The sequence below is a fragment of the Desertivirga xinjiangensis genome, from assembly GCF_024436435.1.
GTDB lineage: Bacteria > Bacteroidota > Bacteroidia > Sphingobacteriales > Sphingobacteriaceae > Desertivirga > Desertivirga xinjiangensis.
Genome location: NZ_JAFMZP010000002.1, coordinates 234,353 through 250,756, shown reverse-complemented (window position 1 = coordinate 250,756; position 16,404 = coordinate 234,353). Strand labels below are relative to the sequence as shown.

At 42.3% G+C, this 16,404-nt stretch carries 13 protein-coding genes; 8 read left to right on the top strand and 5 right to left on the bottom strand.

The genetic code is table 11. The annotated features are described in order from the left end of the window. Position 1: 1 nt before the first annotated feature. Positions 2-898, top strand: a complete 897-nt coding sequence (locus J3P37_RS05880) for a Ppx/GppA phosphatase family protein (RefSeq protein ID WP_256010120.1) — start codon at positions 2-4, stop codon at positions 896-898. Positions 899-934: 36 nt separating this feature from the next. On the opposite strand, the gene J3P37_RS05875 is transcribed toward J3P37_RS05880, so the two are convergent. The 3 genes from J3P37_RS05875 to J3P37_RS05865 all read right to left on the bottom strand — a co-directional run bounded on the left by J3P37_RS05875 (position 935) and on the right by J3P37_RS05865 (position 5,835). Next, the gene (locus J3P37_RS05875) at positions 935-3,739 is read right to left on the bottom strand and encodes a TonB-dependent receptor (RefSeq protein WP_256010119.1); all 2,805 of its coding nucleotides are present in this window, start codon (positions 3,737-3,739) and stop codon (positions 935-937) included. 32 nt (positions 3,740-3,771) lie between these two features. Next, positions 3,772-4,596 (bottom strand): hypothetical protein, encoded by an 825-nt coding sequence (locus tag J3P37_RS05870; RefSeq protein WP_256010117.1) that lies wholly within the window; start codon positions 4,594-4,596, stop codon positions 3,772-3,774. A gap of 237 nt (positions 4,597-4,833) precedes the next feature. Beyond that, positions 4,834-5,835: a 3'-5' exonuclease gene (locus J3P37_RS05865; protein WP_256010116.1), complete on the bottom strand. Its 1,002-nt coding sequence runs from the start codon at positions 5,833-5,835 to the stop codon at positions 4,834-4,836. A 100-nt stretch (positions 5,836-5,935) separates the two neighbouring features. Here J3P37_RS05865 and J3P37_RS05860 point away from each other — a divergent pair, with 100 nt between their 5' ends. From J3P37_RS05860 to J3P37_RS05845, 4 genes are all read left to right on the top strand, one after another. Further along, positions 5,936-7,912 carry a DUF3858 domain-containing protein gene (locus J3P37_RS05860; protein WP_256010115.1) on the top strand — a complete coding sequence of 659 codons (1,977 nt, stop codon included), beginning with the start codon at positions 5,936-5,938 and terminating at the stop codon, positions 7,910-7,912. After that, positions 7,909-9,816, top strand: coding sequence for a DUF3858 domain-containing protein (locus tag J3P37_RS05855; protein ID WP_256010114.1), 1,908 nt, complete (start codon positions 7,909-7,911; stop codon positions 9,814-9,816). The genes J3P37_RS05860 and J3P37_RS05855 overlap by 4 nt, the downstream gene beginning before the upstream one ends. 80 nt (positions 9,817-9,896) lie before the next feature. Beyond that, on the top strand, positions 9,897-11,231 hold the full coding sequence (locus tag J3P37_RS05850; RefSeq protein WP_439648954.1) for a 3-keto-disaccharide hydrolase: 1,335 nt from the start codon (positions 9,897-9,899) through the stop codon (positions 11,229-11,231). A gap of 23 nt (positions 11,232-11,254) precedes the next feature. After that, positions 11,255-12,613, top strand: a complete 1,359-nt coding sequence (locus J3P37_RS05845) for a Gfo/Idh/MocA family protein (RefSeq protein WP_256010112.1) — start codon at positions 11,255-11,257, stop codon at positions 12,611-12,613. A gap of 52 nt (positions 12,614-12,665) precedes the next feature. On the opposite strand, the gene J3P37_RS05840 is transcribed toward J3P37_RS05845, so the two are convergent. Together J3P37_RS05840 and J3P37_RS05835 are read right to left on the bottom strand one after the other, a co-directional pair. Then, positions 12,666-13,160: a hypothetical protein gene (locus J3P37_RS05840; protein ID WP_256010111.1), complete on the bottom strand. Its 495-nt coding sequence runs from the start codon at positions 13,158-13,160 to the stop codon at positions 12,666-12,668. 147 nt (positions 13,161-13,307) lie between these two features. After that, positions 13,308-14,672, bottom strand: coding sequence for a dicarboxylate/amino acid:cation symporter (locus J3P37_RS05835; protein WP_256010110.1), 1,365 nt, complete (start codon positions 14,670-14,672; stop codon positions 13,308-13,310). A gap of 68 nt (positions 14,673-14,740) precedes the next feature. On the opposite strand from J3P37_RS05835, the gene J3P37_RS05830 reads away from it, so the two are divergent. Genes J3P37_RS05830 through J3P37_RS05820 form a run of 3 tightly spaced genes read left to right on the top strand, consistent with a single transcriptional unit; the run spans position 14,741 to position 16,370 of the window. After that, positions 14,741-15,262, top strand: coding sequence for a hypothetical protein (locus J3P37_RS05830; RefSeq protein ID WP_256010109.1), 522 nt, complete (start codon positions 14,741-14,743; stop codon positions 15,260-15,262). Positions 15,263-15,292: 30 nt separating this feature from the next. After that, positions 15,293-15,790 carry an RNA polymerase sigma factor gene (locus J3P37_RS05825; RefSeq protein ID WP_256010108.1) on the top strand — a complete coding sequence of 166 codons (498 nt, stop codon included), beginning with the start codon at positions 15,293-15,295 and terminating at the stop codon, positions 15,788-15,790. Next, positions 15,777-16,370 carry a hypothetical protein gene (locus tag J3P37_RS05820; protein ID WP_256010107.1) on the top strand — a complete coding sequence of 198 codons (594 nt, stop codon included), beginning with the start codon at positions 15,777-15,779 and terminating at the stop codon, positions 16,368-16,370. The genes J3P37_RS05825 and J3P37_RS05820 overlap by 14 nt, the downstream gene beginning before the upstream one ends. Positions 16,371-16,404 lie beyond the last annotated feature (34 nt).

Genomic DNA, 16,404 nt, shown 5'->3' with positions numbered 1-16,404 from the left:
ATTGAGATACGCTGCTATTGATATCGGCTCCAATGCCGTTCGTTTACTTATTGCCGATATAATTGAAAAAGGTGAAGAAACTTCGTTTAAAAAGAACACACTGATCCGCGTTCCTTTGAGGCTGGGAGATGATGCATTTCTGGATAAAGAAATTTCTGTAAGGAAGGCAGATGAGCTGGTTAAGACCATGACGGCCTTTAAGCTTCTGATCGACGTTTATAAAGTTGAGGATTATGTAGCCTGTGCTACTTCGGCAATGCGTGAGGCGAAAAATGGGAAGGAAATAGTTGAACGTATCCGCAAAGAAGCAAACCTGAACCTAGAGATCGTCGAGGGTCAGAAAGAAGCTAACATTATCTATTCTACACATATTGAACAAACCCTGGATAAGAAAAAGAACTACCTGTATATTGATGTGGGCGGCGGCAGTACTGAGCTTTCCGTTTTTGTAGAAGGAGTAGTTGAGTCATCCAAATCATTCCCCCTGGGTACTGTCAGGATACTGGATAACGCAGATACCGAAGAAACCTGGGAGGATATGAAAAATTGGATAAAAATACATACCAGGAAATATAAGAACCTTATCGGGATTGGAACAGGCGGAAATATTAACAAGTTATTTAAACTTTCAGAAGAAAAAGAAGGCATGCCGCTTCCAATAAATAAGTTGAAGGATATGTATAATTATCTCTCGTCTTTTTCTCTCAAAGAACGTATCAATGTGCTGGGCTTGAACCAGGATAGAGCCGACGTTATCATTCCTGCCTGTGAGATTTACCTTACGGTAATGAAGTGCGCCGGAGTTAAGCAGATTTTTGTTCCCCGGGTGGGTATGGTTGATGGCATTATCAACCTTTTGATTGAGAAGAACATCACTGAAAAAGCAGAAAATATCTAGATTGATAGGCAAGCCCTCGAGGGCTTGCCTATCAATCTAGTAAAAACTACCGTCCCCTCTCCGGTTCATCATACGGCCATTCCTGCTGGCTGCAGCTCCCGTCCATTTTTGAGGCGTCCACCGAAAATTAAGCAATACGTAGCGGCTTAAAGCGTTTGAACGGGTATCTGTGTAGCCGTTTTCATTGATATCGCGATTAATAAAATTATTTTGGTTGAGAAGGTCAAAAGCCTGGATACTTAAAGCTCCGTTTTTACGCTTAAAAAATTGTTTCTCCAGTGCAGTATTAATGATAAACGGATTGTTCGTAACATTTGCGTCTATCCCACTCACGAAGTTCTTACTTGCACTAAATGAAAACAAGATCGTTTTTGTGAAATACACTCTGCCATCACCACTTAAGGCCCAGTTCTTTGTGTTTATGTCCCTTGATGCAGGAAGTGTAAAATCCGCCTTGGTATAAACAAAGTTGACATGTGGATTAAGCTCGAGCCATTCGTTCGGATTGATCTGAGGACCTAAGCGCTGAGAAAATGTCCATGTGGTACCACGGTTTTCCAGGTTGTTACTCATAGAGATACTTTTACGGTTCACCACACTACCATTCAGGCGGATACTATATTTCCGGTCGGCTAATGATTTCGATATGCTGTAGTTACCCGTGACTGTCGATGCACCGTTCATGTTGAGAAAGCGTGTCTCATTGATATAACTGGTCACAGTTTTCCCGTCCTCCTGAATTTCAACAGGAATGTTCACTATGTTAGAGACCACTGAATTGTCAACGAACCTGGCGTTCAGGTTAAGGGAATAATTAAGCCTGGAATTCGAGATATAGTTATTATAAGCAGCACTAACAGTATGATTGAACGCAGCTTTCAAGTCGGGGTTACCTACCACCGGATTATTAGCCCTCGACACATCTCTTACTGGTTGAATTTGATCGAACGATGGTTCGGATGCGTTACCGGTATAATTAAGGCTAAAACGGTGCTGTCTTGAAAACTGGTACTCAAACCGTGCTATGGGGATCAGATAAAAATTACCTCTCCTGGTTGTGGCGTCGAGGTGAACCTTAGTACCCTCTAAAAGAGTTGGGATACCGGTCATGCCAAGCGAAAAATTGTATTTCTTTTCAGTAAAACGATAGTTTAAGGAAAGCCTGCTTTCTGTAAAAGAATAATTAAACACATTGGTCAATGAATCAACGGGTGTTTGAATACCTGAAGCATCCAGGTTATTGGTGTACGCACTGTTATCATAAGACCTGCGGTTTATCTGTGCGTTAAAATCAAGCCTCGACTTTGTGCCTAAACGTTCAGAGAAGGTTGTACTACCTCTGAAGGTGTTGTTCAGGTTTTTACGAAGTACCATTCGGTGCACCAGGGAATCCTTCAACAAGACGTTGGCATCGGTATCGTCATAATATAATATGTTTACATTCTGCTCATTATCCCTATCCTGATCACTTTGCATATAACTTAAATTGAGGGAAAAGTTCCGGCCTTTCTTTTTGAACAGGTGCTGATAAAAAATGCTTCCCCCGAAGTTCGGCGTAGTGTTCTCACTTCTATTCCTGCCATCATGGGTTTGGTTGAACACCCCTGTTTGTATATTCTTTGAAAAACTACTGTTTGAAGAGCTGCTGTAAGTAATAGAAGGTCGTATTCTTAAAAAGTTTGCACTGTCAATATCGTACTCGAGGTCAAAATCGAAAGAATGATTCTTTGTATTGTTGTCGGCATTACTTTCGTTAGTTGAGTATATGCTGCCGAGGGTAGTTGTATTCTCAGAAATACTGCTGTTTAAAGAATTGACATTATTAAAGCCATAGGAATAACTTCCGTTGAAGCTCACTTTCTTACTCCATTGGTCTCTATACCCGAAGGATCCTCTTCCCAGAGTTGTGGTACCACCGCTGCCTCCGGTACTTCCGGAAAACCCTCCTCCTCCACGACCGCCTCGAGAACCGAAATCTCCCCCCGAAAACGAATTATCATTATTGCCACCTGCCACTCCATTCACGGTGTTATTGAACCGCAGATTGGTATTGATCTGCTGGTTGCCATTTATCCGGTTACCAAAAACTGAAACACCGTAGCGTTCATTGTTTCCCGCGCCGGCATTAAGCCGTCCCATATTACCCACAGACTTGTCCCTCCTGGTTACGATATTTAATACCTTTTGCGGATCTCCCTCCTTAATTCCGGTACGGGCAGCCTGATCGCCGTAATCATCAACGATCTGAATCTTATCTACAATATCGGCAGGTAAGTTCTGAATGGCATTAGCTACATCGCCACCCGAGAAGTCTTTCCCGTTTAAACGCGCTTTCGTGACCTGCGTTCCCTGGGCAGTAACCGTTCCGTCTGAAGCGACCTCTACTCCCTCCATCTTCTTTAAAATCTCATCGACCGTAGCATTTTCCCGAACTTTGTAATCGCTTGCCCGGTATTCTATGGTGTCTTCTTTGTAGGTAATACTTGGTGTCCCATCTATCTTTACCTCATTAAGCATATTGGTCTGGGCTTTAAGAATCAAGGGATCCAATACCAACCGCTTAGTTGCATCATTATAAAGGAAGCGCTTGGTGTAATTCATGTAGCCCAGACTTCTTACACTGATAACAAACTGCCCTGCCTGAACATTTTTAAAAACGAATATTCCATCAGGATTGGTGCTGGTGCGCAGGGTATCTTTAGCAGACATCAGTGTAACTGAGGCACCAATTACAGTATTATCTGTACTGTCTTTAACAATTCCACTCACTTCATGATTTACCTGTGCCAGTAGATTGAAAGAGCAAAGGAATAAAGCGAGGGAGAGTAAATTTCTATTCATGTTTGAGAATATGAAATGATTGTTTAAGGGGATTATTTATCAGCCAGCGTATACTTTCCCCAAAAATCTGTAGCTGCAAACATGGATGGGTCAAATGCGGGACGGCCCCCACTGCCTCCGAAGTTACCTCCTCGTCCGCCGCCGCCACCCATAACTACTATGTTGCCACCCACGCCAAAATCCCTGCCATTAAGTTTAATATTATAGGCAAACTCTTTACCTGGCTTCAGCCCTATCAGTTCTAAGGGAATGGCCAGCTCGTAGATAAAACTACCCTTGGTATCAAAATTTACGCCTGTTTTAATGCCGAATTCATTATAGATAGATACCAGGGAATCTGTTATAGCAGGTATTCCCGATACCTTGATTTCTTTGAACTGTGCCAGTTGCTGCTTTCTTCTTTCAACTAAAGCTGCTGAATCAGCCGGGGTTCGGTTTTCCCTGTTTTGTCCTTGCCACACACGTTGTCCGCCAGGTCCTGAACCTCCACGTCCCTGGCCCCTCGGGGTTCTCACTATGACGGGAAATGTTAGAGAGGCAGCATCTTTTTCTTTTTTCTTTGCACTGGCATTAAAGCTTACCGTAATACCTCCCATCAAAATCTTATTGCTGTTAAGCGGATCTTCAGATTTTAAGACCAGGTAAAGATTTTTAGCATCATTGGACATGTTGTAAAAGAGCAGGGTATTCCGGTTATAGGCTGTAAGCGATTCTGTCTCGCTGAGTTTCCCGTCAATCTTTGGTGGAACAGGAGCCCATTGAGCCTGTTCCTGATCTCCTGGAAGCTTTTGTGCGCTGCAAACCTTGCCGTAACCCAATATTAAGAGTACAGGAATTGAGAATTTAAAAAGATTCATCTTGTAAGTGTTGATGTTGAGATTAACAATTTTAGCAATAAGGAAAATAATAAAAAAACTTTTGATACCTGCTTGTATAATACTGCTACCAAATGGCATTATTCGGCGATCTATATTTTTTGTCCTGCTTCCAGCGCACGCGGCACGCCTACGCTGGAAAGGGTAATTCCAGGCAAAAAAAAACGCTTGCCTCTTATGGACAAGCGTTTCGCTAAATGGTTTAATTTGTTATTTATGTTATTTACCAAACTTAAGTTTTAACTGATCCAGCATATCACTGGTTATCGGCTCTGCCTTGTCGGCCTTTTCAGGTTTTTTAAATCCGGGGTTGAAATCCTTCTTTTGATAATAAGGTTTTGTTGCATCCTGTTTAGGGCGACCCTCCGCGTTTTCAACAGAAACTGTTTTTGTTGTTTCCTGTTTTACCAGAACCTTTTTACCGTTCCAGCGTACCCAGATTTTTTCAAGGCACTTCTTAGTATACAAGGGAAACTCCCCTTGCTGCATCCACGCATAGTAGCTAGGTTCTGCAGTAAATACTTCCTCTACACATTTGCCTTTGTGTTTACCAAAGTTAAATACTTCGATACCATGTTCGTTAAACACAATACGACCAGCAAAATCGACCGGACGACTTAAATTGGTGAATGAGTGCAATGCTTCCACATCGTTTTTTACAGGAACAGACTTATTCCCTTTTTTATCTTCCCACTCGGTATCTTTATACTTATCCAGCTGTGCCAGTAAAACCTCGTAAGTGGCACGAATATCGGCCTCTGCTGAATGAGCATTCTCAATATTTTTACCACAATAGAACTTGTAAGCCGCCTTTAAAGTACGCTGTTCCATTTGATGAAAAATATTCTGAACATCAACGAAATGACGGTTCTCTAATTCAAACTCAACGCCTGCACGAAGGAACTCCTCCATAAGCATGGGAATATCAAACTTGTTGGAATTATAGCCTGCCAAATCACAATCATTCAGAAAATCTGCAAACTCTTGTGCTACGTCTTTAAAAGTAGGCGCATCCTTTAAATCTTCGTCAAAGATCCCGTGTATCAACGATATTTCATAGGGAATAGGGATTTCAGGATTAATTCTTGAGACTTTCATTTCCTGGGAACCGTCAGGAAGGACCTTCAAAATAGCTATTTCTACGATACGATCGGCACCTAAATTAATACCGGTAGCCTCCAGATCAAAAAATGCAAGAGGACGTTTCAAATTGAGTTTCATCTGAACCAAAGGTCGGAAAAAGCTTTTACAAACAAATTAAAAAATAATAGCTGTTTGAAATTTTTGTCATTGTGATTATCTTTCGGCACCAACCCATCACATGAGAAAAGTACTTATAACTTTTGCCATAATTGCTATGGCATATTTTGCGTCCGCACAGCAGGATTTCAGCTTTGCAAAACCTGGCACTGAAGAATTTAACCTCAAAAGATACGATAAAGATACCAGCGCCAATGCTGTAGTGTTGCGTGAGTTCGGCACAGCCTATTTAAGCAGCAGTGATTCAGAGCTTATTTTCGAATATCATGTGCGTACCAAGATCTTTAACAGTAAGGAGTTCAGACAGGGAAACATTGAGATCCCTATCTACAAGAAGGATGCTAATTCCTTCGAAAAACTGAGCAATATCAAAGGAATAACTTTTTATCCGGATGAACAAGGCCTGATCAGGTCATCGGAGTTAGATCCTAAACAGATCTTCACAGAAAAAAAAGCCTACAAAAATGTCGACGTGACTAAATTTGCCATGCCTAACTTAAGGGATGGCTGCATCATTGAATACTCCTATCGGCTGCAGTCGCCTTTTGTTTTTAACTTCAGGAAATGGGAGTTTCAGTCAGATCTACCTAAAATTTATTCGGAATATTCACCAAGGATACCTGCAGTTTACAATTACAATATCTCCATACGTGGCCCCTTGAAGCTGTCTAAAAATACCGGCTCGGTAGAAAAAGATTGCTATAGTCCCGGCGGGGGTTTTAAAGCCGACTGCTCCAAAATGATCTACGCCATGGAAGACATTCCTGCATTCAAGGAAGAGGATTACATGACTGCAGCAAGTAATTTTAAGTCGGCCATGTATTTTGAACTGTCTGACTACACCAGTTACAACGGCGTTAAGACCAAACTAACGAAAGAATGGAAGGACGTGGATCATGAACTTAAAACACATGAGGCATTTGGTGCTCAATTAAAGAAAAAAGATTTTTTTAAAGACAAGATCAGCCCTCTGCTGTCGGGACAGAAAGATGAACTGGATAAAGCAAAGCTGATCTATAAGTACTGGCAGAACTGGTTTAAATGGAACTCCAATTATGGCGAGTATAGTAATGATGGTCTGAAAAAGGCATTTGAGACACATACCGGCAATGTTGGTGATATCAACCTCTCCCTGGTGGCAGCTATGAACGCAGCCGATTTAGACGCCGAACCAGTCATTTTATCCACCCGTTCAAACGGGACGGTCAACCCGCTGTTCCCGGTTTTAAGCGATTTCAACTATAGCATCTGCAAGGTTAACATCGGCGACAAGTCTTACCTCCTTGACGCAACCGATCCGCTTCTGCCCTTCGGGTTGCTTCCGATGCGATGTATCAATGACAAGGGCAGGGTGATGAGCTTTAGCAAGCCTTCGTACTGGATTGACTTAAAAGCCTCCCAAAAAGAGTCTAAAACAATCAATTTAAACCTTACCATTAACGAGTCTGGAAAAGCTGAAGGCACTATTGTTATTTATTCTTCTGGATATGAGGCATATAATAAACGTAACAAGATCAGAAGATTTAACTCCACTGAGGAATACGTAGAAGATCTTGACGAGCGAATGCCGAAGATAAAGATTATGAAATCGGAGATTCTTAATCTCGATACTCTGGACAGATCATTATCCGAAACTTATACCATAGAGATGGATGTAGCCGACAAGCAGGATAGGAGCACATTGATCTTTAACCCCTTCTTTTTGGACCGGGTGACGGAAAATCCTTTCAAACTGGCCGAAAGAACTTATCCGGTGGATATGGGAGCTCCGTCTGAGACAAGGATCATGATGACGCTTTCCTTCCCTGAAAAGTTTGAGGTAATCAGTAAGATTGACCCGGTGGGATTAGCCTTGCCCGACAAAGGAGGTAAATTTATAGCACAGGTTAGTGCAGAGGGCAATACCCTTTTGTTTATGAATCACACCCAGTTAAATAAATCTATTTACAGTGCCGAGGAATATCCTTACTTGAAAGAGCTGTTTAACAAGATCGTGCAGTCGCAGCAAATTGACCTGGTTTTTAAAAAGAAGATATGAAGCGCGCTGTATTAGTTTTTACTTATTTACTATTAATTTTCTCATCAAGGGCTCAGGTAAATTATGCTGTATCAGCTATCCCCAAAACACTGTTACCCAGAGCCGGCGCAATAGTAAGAAACTCGGAAACGAGTATTGAGGTCAAGGCACTGGATGATGTAATCTCAAAACATAAGGTGGCAATTACTGTCCTGAACTCTTCCGGGGCGAATGAGGCTAATATAGACCTTTACTACGACAAAGTCACTCAAATTAAATTAGCGAAAGGCATCATTTATAACGAATTCGGGCTGCCGGTGTCGAAATTCACTGAGAAAAATTTCAACGATCGCAGTGCCGTAAGCAGCATGTCAATATATGATGACGACCGCGTGAAGTTTTTTCATCCCACACAAACATCATACCCCTATACTATTGAGTATGAATATGAGATACGAAGCAAACAAAGTCTTTACTTCCGGGACTGGCTTCCGGTAACCACAACGGGAGTCTCTATTGAAAAAAGCTCATTAAGCTTTATCTGTCCCCTGAACTTTAAGCTCCGTCATAAAGAATTCAATTATACCGGCAAAGTGCAAGAACTATCCGATAAGGATAGCAGAACGTTTAAATGGCAGGTGAGTAATATCAGTCCCCTGCGATATGAGCCCTACAGCCCTGATCATGAGCAATTTCTGGTTTCAGTAAAGCTGGCTCCCGAGACTTTTGCTTTTAAGAACATCAAAGGAAGTTTCAGAAATTGGGATGAATATGGACGATGGATGTATGAAAACATTCTGAAGGGGAGAGATGAACTCCCCGAGCAAACCCGTTCATTAGTTCTGGATATGGTGAAAGACCTGCAAAATCCAAAAGAGAAGGCCAGGAAGATCTATGAATATATGCAGAGTAAAACACGCTATATCAGTATTCAGATCGGCATTGGTGGTTACCTGCCCTACCCTGCTGCCGAAGTTGACCGCTTGGGTTATGGCGATTGCAAAGGATTAGTTAACTATACGCAGGCCCTTCTTAAAGTTGCCGGAATAGAGTCCTATTATGCTGTTGTAGAAGCTGGAGGCTTAAAAAAAGACTTACTGACTGACTTTACCAGCATGAATCAGGGGAACCATGTCATTTTGTGCCTGCCATTTAAGAATGACACTACCTGGCTGGAATGCACCAGTAAAATTAAACCTTTCGGGTTTCTGGGTGACTTTACTGATGACCGGCAGGTGGTAGTGTGCAGTGCAGAGGGAGGAAAATTAATGCGGACGCCTAAACTAGAGACAGCAGGCAACCGCCAGATACGCCGGGCAGAATTCCAGGTGTCTGACAAGGGTGATCTGACTGGATCGATCGTTACAAACTTTGAAGGTTCGCAATATGACAATCATGATGTTCTGTATAATGAGGCTTATGCTGAACAACTGAAAAAACTCCCTGACCTGTATCCTTTGCCGAACCTCAAAATCCAATCTTTTCAATATAAGAAGGTCAAAGAAGCCAGACCGGTCACCACAGAAAGCTTAAGTATAAACTCGACGGATTATTGTTCTTTTAACGCCGGTAAGTTGCATTTGGTAGTTAATAGTCTGAATAAATACACCAATGTACCTAAGGAAGTACGTAGCAGAGTAAACCCGGTGTTCATAAACCGCGGCTGGCACGATGAAGATGAAATAACTTATCAGCTACCCGACTCTTACAAGCTTAACTTTCCTCCGGAAAAGAAACGTATTGAGAAACCTTTCGGATCTTATACTACAGATATTACCTTTTCAGGGAATAAGATCACCTACAAAAGGATCATGCAGTTAAATGAAGGAACTTATGCTCCTGAAGAATATCAGCAGCTGGTAGACTTTTTTCAAACGGTTTATGAAGCTGATCATGCTAAATTAATTGTGGAATCTGCTAAGTAGAGATATTTTTTTCTAAAAGAAATATAATATCTTGTGCGCATAAACAACCACATAAACAACACATGAGATTTAAAGCATTTATGGTACTGGGTTTTATTGCCAGTACCTTCTGCGCTGATGCACAAACTAAGTGGCATCCGCTTTTTAATGGAAAAAACCTGGACGGCTGGAAACAGCTTAACGGTAAGGCAAAGTACGAAGCGAAAAATGGCGAAATTATCGGAACCACGGTAAGCAATGAACCAAATTCTTTTTTAACTACTGAAAAAACTTACGGCGATTTCATTCTTGAACTGGAGCTCTTCGTTGATCCTTCAATGAACTCGGGTGTCCAGTTCAGAAGCCTCAGCCTTCCTGATTATCAAAATGGCCGGGTGCATGGTTATCAAATGGAGATAGATCCGTCAGAACGCGCTTATAGCGGTGGAATTTACGATGAAGCACGGAGAGGCTGGTTGTATACCCTGGATATCAATCCGGAAGGAAAAAAAGCATTCAAAAATAACACCTGGAATAAATACAGGCTGGAATGCATTGGAAACAGTATCCGGACCTGGGTGAACGGCGTGCCTACAGCTCACGTGATTGACGACCTCACCCCTCAGGGATTTATAGCCTTGCAGGTGCATTCTATCGGCAAAAATGATACCCCCGGCAAGCAGATCCGCTGGAGGAATATTCGTATCAGCACGGAAGACCTGAAACCTTCTCCTTATGATAATATTCATGTCGTGAATCTGGTAGCCAATAACTTGTCGCCTCAGGAAAAAAAGAACGGGTATACTTTGTTATGGGACGGCAAAACTACTAATGGCTGGAGAGGTGCCTACAAAAAGTCTTTTCCTGAAAAAGGCTGGGAAATAAAGGACGGCATATTAAGTGTTCAAAAATCGGGTGGTGCGGAGTCAACCAATGGCGGTGATATTGTTACAGAAAAAGAATTTAGTGCGTTCGAACTGAAGTTCGATTTTAAGCTTTCCGAGGGTGCGAATAGCGGGGTTAAATATTTTGTAACTGAGACGGAAGGCAACAAAGGTTCCGCTATTGGCCTGGAGTATCAGATCCTGGACGATGATAAACATCCGGACGCAAAATTAGGACGGGATGGCAACCGTACCCTGGCATCTTTATATGACCTAAAGACGTCTGAGAAAATAAAAGCTTCAAGAAAAAAGATCGGCGAATGGAATCAGGGTATCATTAGGGTTTATCCTGATAATAAGGTGGAATACTGGTTGAACGGATTCAAAGTGCTGGAATACGAGCGCGGATCTAAAGAGTTCCAGGACCTGGTATCTGTTAGTAAATACAAAGACTGGAAGAACTTTGGAATGGCGCCAAAAGGCCGTATACTCCTTCAGGACCATGGCGACCAGGTTTCATTTAGGAGTATTAAAATCAAGAAGTTTAACTAATCTATCGTTATAAACATTAGACCATGCAAAATTCTCGAAGAAAATTCATCAAACAGTCTGCTATTGCTTCTGCCGGAGTTTATCTGGGTACTATGGGGATGAGTGCCAAAAGCTATGCAAAAATAATAGGTGCCAATGACAGGGTTAGAGTGGGCGTTGTCGGTTTCTCCGACAGGTTCAGAAGCTCTCTGTTCCCGTCTTTTCTTAATCATAACAAAGAACTCAATTTTGAGATTGCAGCCGTTTCTGACCTCTGGAAGTTAAGAAGAGAAGAGGGACAGGCATTTCTTAAAGAAAAAACAGGAACGGTGGTAAAAGCCTTCCGCAACAATGATGAGTTATACCAGATGAAAAACCTGGATGCCGTTATCATTGCTACCGCCGACTTCCAGCATGCGCTGCATACCATTGAAGCGGTAAAAGCCAATTGTGATGCTTATGTAGAAAAGCCATTCGCTGAAACGATGGAAGATAACAAAGCAGCATTTAAAGCGGTCAAAGACAGCAACCGGATAGTTCAGATTGGCTCTCAACGCAGAAGCGGCACTAATTATAAAGCTGCAGCCGACTTTATCAAAGAAGGCAAATTCGGCGATATCACCATGGTGGAACTTACCTGGAATGTGAATCAGCCAGGCAGGTGGCGCCGGCCGGATCTGGTAGCTAAATGTAAGGAAGAAGACACCGACTGGAAGCGTTTTTTGATGAACCGCCCATACGAAGAATGGGATCCAAGGAAATACCTTGAATACCGTTTATTCTGGCCATACTCTTCAGGCATGCCCGGGCAATGGATGTCGCATCAGATCGATACCGTTCATTGGTTCACCGGCTTACAGCACCCGAGAAGCGTTGTAGCAAACGGAGGCATTTACCAATGGAAAGACGGCAGAAGGAACTGGGATACTACCACCGCTGTATTTGATTACGGTAAAGAGAATGATCCGGAAAATGGCTTCCAGGTTACCTTCGGATCAAGGATGCACAACGGCGATGAACATCCGGCAGAAATCTATTATTCCAACGGCGGTGAACTTAACCTGATAACGAATAAAGTGTCGCCTAAGGGTGGTTTATCGGCAAAGGCGGCGGCGGCCATGAACATGAAAGCGAATTTGCTGCCTGAAGTTAACCTCGCAGAGAACGCGGTTAAAGTAGCGGCTTCAGCAAATACAGGGGCAGATATTTTAACCTCAAGTCATATGCTTAACTGGATGGAATGCGTCCGCAGCAGAAAACAACCCAATGCTCCGGTAGAGGCAGGTTATTATCATTCTATCGCTAATATTATGACCAATGCGGCTGTAAGAACCGGTGCTAAAGCTACCTTCGATTCAAAGAATCAGGAAGTAATAGCGGACGGGAAAGTGTTTAAGTATTAAAAGTTGAAGTTGGTAATCGCACGCGTGACTGCGTGTGACTACCAACTTCAACTTATCTTCTGGTTTCCGCTTCCTTAACCCTCTTATCTACTTCTTCGATAAGTTGACGCACAGCCTGGCTTAGCTTGGGTTTGCCGGCGTAATCAAGGTCAAAATCTATATGTTTGGTTTTGCGCTGGTATTTGAATTCGAGGTAATAGTGAGGGACGGTTGTCTTGCCTCCTGATACACCTTCCATCACTGATGGAAAATTCCAGAATCCCAAATCTGCTGCTTTGCGGTGCAGGTACAATAAATCGTCTTTATTTAATTTTACTTTCACTTTTACCAGGGAATCTCTGTCGTTAATATACTGGTATACCTGGGTTTTAGAGTTGTATTGATTTACAAGACTATCTCCCAAACCATACTTAAAGGTAAGCGATTCAAACTCGGCGAACTTGTATGGCGCATTTTTCACCATCATTCCATAGTAATACATGCAATACAATAAAAATGGAACTGCAATACTAAGCGCTAAAAATATCTTCTTCGTCCTGTTATTCATTTGTACATTGTTTCGATCCGCGAAAATAGAAGCTTTCCACGACTTTTCACGCTAAACTTTCAACCCTGAACTTTCAGCTTAAACTTTCAACTCTCAAACCTTAACTTACAACTTTCAACCCTGAACTTATAACTTACCGCTCATCACTCAAAACTCACCCTCCCCTTCCACGAACTCCCCTTCCCACTTCGCTATCACAATAGTAGCCAGGCAGTTCCCTATTACATTTACAGAAGTACGTGCCATATCCATTAGCTCATCTATTCCCAGGATGATAAATATTGGCCAGCTAGGCATTCCAAAGGAAGAAGCGGTCCCTAACAATATTACCAGGGAAGCCCTTGGCACTCCGGCTACACCCTTACTGGTAAGCATTAGCGTAAACACGATCAGCAATTGCTGGCCAAGACTGAAATCAATCCCGGCTGCCTGGGAAACAAAAATAGAAGCCAACGCCAGGTATAAAGTTGTACCATCGAGGTTAAAACTGTAACCTGTAGGCATTACAAAGGCCACGATCTTGCGGGGAACACCCAGTTTTTCAAGGTTTTCCATGGCGCGGGGCAAAGCTGCCTCCGAACTTGTGGTAGCAAATGCAATAGAAACAGGTCCGGCAATAGCCTGTAGAAATTTCTTAATAGGCACACCCACCAAAAGCGCTATCGGAAGCAGCACTCCTAAAAGGAAAATAATAAGCGCCACATAAAGGGTAAACAATAGTTGAATCAGGTTTAAAAGAATTCCCAATCCCATATGCCCAACCGTATAGGCAATGGCAGCCCCCACCCCTATTGGTGCAAAATACATTACAACGTTGGTGAATTTGAACATTACTTCGGCAAGACTTTCCGTAAACTGAAGCATGGGCATCCGTTTATCCTCGCGTACCATGGCAAGAGCAATCCCGAAGATTATGCTGAAAACAACAATTTGCAGTATTTGTCCCTCGGCTACCGACTTAGCTATATTTTCAGGAAAAATATGTAAAATGATATCCGTCCAGGACTGTGGCGGTACATGCGGAAGCTCCTCATGCAAGCTGGCGGGCGGTTTTATACCTGCACCAGCCTGCGATATATTGATAGCCGCAAGACCTATAAACAAAGCTAGTGTAGTGACGATTTCAAAGTAGACAATTGATTTCCAGCCCATTCTCCCCACTTGCTTCAAATCCGCATGACCGGCTATTCCATAAACCAGGGTAGCAAACAGCAAAGGAGCAACAATGGCTTTGATCATTTTTAAGAACACCTTACTCAAGACCTGCAGGTTCATGGCAACTTCGGGGTAGTCATGACCGATTTCAGCTCCGATCACCATCGAGATAAGAATCCAGGAGGTTAGAGACTTTTTCTTAACTGCAAATAAGATTAGTGCAACTACCGCCAGCCAGCGCGAAAATAGTAATGCAATAGGAGAAACAGCAATCAGGTTATAGTGATTAACAAAGGCCAGAATAGCTGCAATGGTAGCGGCAATTAGAGCAGCAAAGCCTGCTTGTTTTAACTTCATATATTGAGTTGATGGGTAAACAAATGTAAATAATTAGATTTACAGCACAAATTTGAGCTTGCTGAAAGATGAAACCCGAAAGACTAAGCGATATAAAAAAGGAGCTGATTTCACTTAGCAATGAACAACTGATAGAAATCTCCCTGAAACTCGCTAAGTATAAAAAAGAAAATAAAGAGCTTTTAAGTTATTTACTGTATGAAGCAGCCAATCCTCTGCAATACGCTGACTCAGTGAAAGCAAGCCTGCTTGAGGGCTTTCAAACACTCAAAAGACATCACTACTACAGTACTAAAGAACTTCGAAAAATCCTGCGTTTACTTGCCAAACATGCAAAATATACCGGCCTGCCACAAGTAGAACTAGAGCTCCTGTTATGGTTTTGCAAAAACTATCTTCACTATGCCGATACCCGCTCTAATCATAAACCGCTGCAGATGATTTTGGTAAGACAGCTGGAGAAAGCAAAGAAACTGCTGGGTAAACTTCACGAGGATCTGCAGTTTGATTATGCAGAAGAATATAATGCTATTTTAGAGGAAGCAGAACAGAACGCCCGTTGGTTTAATAAAAAGGCATTTGAACTGTAACAAAGGCACCGTCCATCTATCTAAAATAAAATGCTTAACAAGGAAGCCCTCTTTAAAGAAATTTTCCAAACCAATTCAAAAAAGATCTTTCATTTATGCTATGGTTATACCGGAGACGCTGAGGCTGCTAATGACCTAATGCAGGAAACCTTTTTGAAAGTTTGGCAAAACCTCGATAAGTTTCGTAACCAGGCAATGATTTCCACCTGGATCTATCGCATCGCGGTTAATACCTGTTTGTCATGGCTGCGCGTTGAAAAGCGACAGCAAAAAGACGAATTGACCGATTCTATTATTGAAAACAAGCAGGAAGACCTGTCGGACAAGAATGAACAGGTTGCACTTTTGTATAAATGCATTTCTCAGCTGGAAGAAAATGAGCGGATCATCATTACTATGGTCCTCGACGAGGTTCCTTACACTGAAATTGCTGAGATCTCTGGTATCTCCGAAGGGAACCTCCGGGTAAAGATTCATCGTATTAAGTTAAAGCTGACTGATATATATAATAAATATGAAAGATTTTGATGCACTGAAAAATATATGGCATGGTCAGGCCGCCCGTCCCAAAATGAATTATGACGATCTGTTGAAACAGATAAAAAGATCAAAAAACGCCCTGGCTAGTAAGTTGCTAAAAGAAACGATAGGTATGGCTGCTGTTATCCTCTTCTTTGTTTTGATATGGACCTTTCAGCCTTTTCTTATGTGGACCTCCCACTTGTCGCTGCTAATACTGATCCTGTGCTGCCTGTATTACCTCTTTGTGCAGTTCCACGATTATCGCAGCATATCAAACAGCGAGTCACTTTTCCAAAAGCCCGATGAGTATATCACATTTCTAAAAAAATACCAGCAACATCGTTACACTTTAAATACCCGGAAGTACGCCGCTTACAGTCTATTTATTGGCCTGGCTTTCGCGCTATATTTTATTGAAGTGTATTTTTCTGCTCCGCTCTGGCAAGCCCTCAGCGGCGCTGTGTTCACCATCCTATGGTTTATAATTTGTGCCTGGCTGATGCGTAAGTACGCGAGGAAAGAACAGGATAAGTTAAACGATATTATAGAGAAGCTTGAGAACCTGGGAAAACAGTTTAAAGACTAATAGTATTTCAGACCAACCGCACAGAAGAAGAAAA